5 protein-coding genes are annotated in these 3,688 nt (G+C 57.0%); 1 reads left to right on the top strand and 4 read right to left on the bottom strand.

Annotated features, from left to right (window positions below; all coding sequences use genetic code 11):
• Positions 1 to 14: 14 nt before the first annotated feature.
• Positions 15 to 92, top strand: a complete 78-nt coding sequence (locus ABYO54_RS15190; RefSeq protein WP_372809084.1) for a hypothetical protein — start codon at positions 15 to 17, stop codon at positions 90 to 92.
• 491 nt (positions 93 to 583) lie between these two features.
• Here ABYO54_RS15190 and ABYO54_RS15185 read toward each other — a convergent pair whose 3' ends face one another.
• From ABYO54_RS15185 to ABYO54_RS15170, 4 genes are all read right to left on the bottom strand, one after another.
• Positions 584 to 1,399, bottom strand: coding sequence for an A24 family peptidase (locus ABYO54_RS15185; protein WP_372809083.1), 816 nt, complete (start codon positions 1,397 to 1,399; stop codon positions 584 to 586).
• 125 nt (positions 1,400 to 1,524) lie between these two features.
• Entirely contained in the window at positions 1,525 to 2,385 is an 861-nt protein-coding gene (aroE, locus tag ABYO54_RS15180) for a shikimate dehydrogenase (protein WP_372809082.1), read from the bottom strand.
• Between the two features lie 101 nt (positions 2,386 to 2,486).
• Positions 2,487 to 2,906: a four helix bundle protein gene (locus tag ABYO54_RS15175; protein ID WP_372809081.1), complete on the bottom strand. Its 420-nt coding sequence runs from the start codon at positions 2,904 to 2,906 to the stop codon at positions 2,487 to 2,489.
• 217 nt (positions 2,907 to 3,123) lie between these two features.
• Positions 3,124 to 3,688, bottom strand: a 565-nt coding sequence (locus tag ABYO54_RS15170) for an alpha-isopropylmalate synthase regulatory domain-containing protein (RefSeq protein WP_372809080.1), incomplete at its 5' end; no start/stop codon positions are given.

Raw genomic sequence — 3,688 nt, 5'->3', positions numbered from 1 at the left:
GCGTTCTCAAGACCATGCGTGCGAAGCGTACGTATGAAAAACCGAGCGAAAAGAAAAAACGCCTGGCCAACAGCCGTCGCGGCCGCCGCTAGTCTTTTTCCGACATTCGGATATGAAAAAGCTCCCTCAACCGGGGAGCTTTTTTGTTGCCGGGTATGCCACGCACCCGCCGAAGCGAGAACCGGACCGGCAACTCCCGCTTCCGTAGTCCTGCGCTTATGCCTTATCCTGGTAAAGTAAATGAACCACAGATAGCCATTGCGAGCGAATAGCGATCAATTGCCGATCAACACAGATTCATGAACAGGATATGCAGAACAGGTGCTTACGCCGGCGGGAGTGCGGAACAAACTCCATATCCATTACGCCGGCATCCAACCATTGAGACTCCCTGCTAATGGAAATATTGGCCACAAGAGAGCGCAAAGGACGCAGAGAAAACGAAATATTGCCTTGTTCACTCTGTGCTCTCTCGTGGCTAAAACGCTCATTATTTAAGTGCCGCATCTATAATTGAGCATCCGTGTCCCTCTGAGTTCATCAGTGGTTCCATTCCCGGATTTAGTCTTTTATAAATTCCCGGCTAATAAGCGGCGCCGCGGATCCAGTTCACGTAGAGTTCCCACAAGGCGGAACCGCCCAGCGCCCACACAATGGCCGCCAGCGAAATATACGGACCGAACGGGATCTTGCTCTGCAGCTCTTTCTTGCCGACCGCGATCAAGGAGCAGCCAACGATGGTTCCAAGCAGCGACGAAACAAACACAATGAAGATGATCGATTCCCACCCGAGGAAGGCCCCCAGCGCCCCCAACAACTTGACGTCGCCAAAGCCCATCGCATCCTTTTTGAGAATCAGTTTTCCAAGAACCGCAACCGACCACAGGGAACCGAAACCGACCGCGAGGCCGATCAAGGAATAAATCAATCCCCACAGGGGGCTCTCCTGCCCGTGCATCGCGGGGATCAGGAAACTGAAAATCGGGCCGATGATCATTCCGCCGATGGTGCAGCGGTCGGGAATCCACATTTCATCGTAATCGACCATGCTGCCGAGAATCAGGCCGAACACCATGACGAGGTAGGGGATGGCCAACAACTGAAAGGGATGGGTGATCCACACCAACGTGAAGAGGATTGCGGTGAGGAGTTCGATGGCGGGATAGCGCGCGGAAATCGGCGCCTTGCAATAGCGGCACTTGCCGCCGAGAAAAATCCATCCGAAGATCGGAATATTGTCCTTCCACGCCAGGTTGGTCATGCACTTCGGGCAGCGCGAGCGCGGTTTGACCACCGAGAGTTCGGCCGGAATGCGATAGATGCAGACATTCAGGAAACTGCCCCAGCAGGCCCCGAACACAAACACCACAAACGTGAAGTACCAATCAATAAATGTCATTCGTGTTCCCTATTTCGTGACCAGTGAAACGTGAGCCGTGAGGCGTGACCAGTGAAACGTGAGGCGTGAGCCATCTATTCCCCCAGATCTACGGGCCAGCACCTTCACGCCTCAATCGTCAATTTTCACGCTCCATAAACCGCGTCTTCCAGCGCCTTGCGCATCGCCGGAACCGACGGGGACTGTCCCGTCCAGATTTCGAACGCGCGCGCGCCCTGATGCAGAAGCATGCCCAACCCATTCGCAATTTCCGCGCCGGCTTCGCGCGCGGTGCTCAGAAACGCGGTTTCGGGATACATGTAGATCAGGTCGAAGGCGCGCTGCCCGGCACGAAATGCCTCGGGCGGAAGCAGCGAAGGATCGTCCTTCTTCATGCCGACGGGCGAGGCCTGCACGACCAGATCGCAACTGCGGCAAAGCTCGACCTGCGTAGCCTTATCCAACGCCTGCCTGATCGCCACCTCGGGAACCAGCGCCTTCACTTCGCTCTCAAGCTTCTGCACGCGCTCGGCATCGATGTCGGCCAGCACCAGCGCCTTTGCGCCTTCGGTCGCCGCCTGCAGCGCGGTCGCCCGCCCGGCCCCGCCGCAGCCGAGCACGAAGACGGAATCGCCTTCGACCGTCTTGCCGAACGCTTCGTCGAGCGCCTTCAGGAAACCGTAGCCGTCGGTGTTGTGGCCCACCATGCCTTCGGCGGTGAACTCGACCGTATTGGCCGCCCCGAACAGCTTTGCGCTGGCATCGAGTTTTGCGAGCCCGCGGAAGGCCACTTCCTTATGCGGCACCGTCAGGTTGACGCCGGCGAAGCCCATCAGCGCCATGGCCGGAAGCACCTCCATCAGGCGGTCGGGATGCACGTCCAGCGCCAGGTAGATTCCATCGAAACCCAATTCCTGCATCGAGGCGTTGTGCATGACGGGCGAAAGCGTGTGCCCGATCGGATGCCCCAGCACGGCGAATGGTTTGGTGTGTCCACTTAAATTCATAATTCCGTCTCCTTACAACCGTCCTCGTCCCCGATCATCTTCGACCTCGTCCTCGAAAATACCGAGGAGGAGCATCGAGAACGAAGGACGAGCACGATTAGCTATTCTCCATCCACGATGTATGCAGGTCCGTCCTCCCGAACCTGACCCATATTGTTAAAACGCTCAACCAGCTTCGTGAGCATCGACACGATACGCACCAGCAGTCCTTTTCCTTCAGTAACCCGATCTTTCTGACATGCCTTTTTCGCAACCAGCGCATCAAGACACGCCGCGCACTCGGTGGCAGACCCTCGGGCATCATCAAAAAACTTCGCACGTCCGCGCATCTGCCTTTTTCCATTGCCCTCTGCCGTGTTGAACAGGATCGACAAGCTGGCGCGATCCAGGTGATCGCACGGTTCTCTCACGGATACACTCGACACCTTTTTCACCTCGGCCATCAGATCGGTTGCCCAGGTCACAAAATCAAGCTCCAGCTGATAAACATCCAGCTTCTCGTGATCAAATTGTGCTTTCATGCCATCCCCTTCACTCGTCCTTGATTCCCTTCGTCCATCGTCCTTGATTCCCCTCGTCCTCGATCATCCCCTTCACTCGTCCTCGATCATCCTTGTTACTCGTCCTCGATCATCCTTGTTACTCGTCCTCGATCATCCTTGTTACTCGTCCTCGTCCTCGAAAAACCGAGGACGAGCATCGAGGACGAAGGACGAGGACAATAAGCGACGAACCCGATTAGGTTTTTGCGATTCGGTTGAGGCCGGCAACGATGGCACGGACGGCGGCTTGGTTGATATTGGAGTTCGCGCCCACCCCGAAGACAACCCCGTTGCCCGCGAGCTTGAGCGGAACGTACGCGAGAGCCTGCGCATCCGCGCCTTTGTCGATGGCCTGTTCATGGTAATCATCGACCGAGAAATCGATGTCCACGATCTGCTTGATCGCCGCAACAAAGGCGGAGATTGGCCCGTTCCCATCCGCCACGACGACCTTGGTCTCGCCGTTCACCTTCACCTTGACTTCCCCATGGATGAAGGTTGGATCGGTGTCGTCCGGGCGCGGCCAATAGCCGACGAGTTCGTACGGGCCTTCCGGCGAAACAAACTCGCTCTGGAATACCTGATGAACCTCGTCGGCACTGATTTCCCGCCCGACCTTTTCGCTGTAGCCCTGCACATATCTGCCGAGTTCGGGCTGCATGGCCTTCGGGATCTCTACCCCGAAATCCTGCTCCAGCACCCAGGCGATTCCGCCCTTGCCGGACTGCGAGTTGATGCGGATGAGCCGCTCGAACTTGCGG

It is taken from the genome of Pontiella sp., assembly GCF_041622395.1.
GTDB lineage: Bacteria > Verrucomicrobiota > Kiritimatiellia > Kiritimatiellales > Pontiellaceae > Pontiella.
Note: the sequence above shows the minus strand (reverse complement) of the source record. Positions and strands in the feature narration are given on the sequence as shown.

Coding starts and splice junctions, on each gene's coding strand:
- ABYO54_RS15175 (WP_372809081.1), bottom strand. CDS start 2,906: ATGAAAGCACAATTTGATCACGAGAAGCTGGATGTTTATCAGCTGGAG.
- aroE (WP_372809082.1), bottom strand. CDS start 2,385: ATGAATTTAAGTGGACACACCAAACCATTCGCCGTGCTGGGGCATCCG.
- ABYO54_RS15190 (WP_372809084.1), top strand. CDS start 15: ATGCGTGCGAAGCGTACGTATGAAAAACCGAGCGAAAAGAAAAAACGC.
- ABYO54_RS15185 (WP_372809083.1), bottom strand. CDS start 1,399: ATGACATTTATTGATTGGTACTTCACGTTTGTGGTGTTTGTGTTCGGG.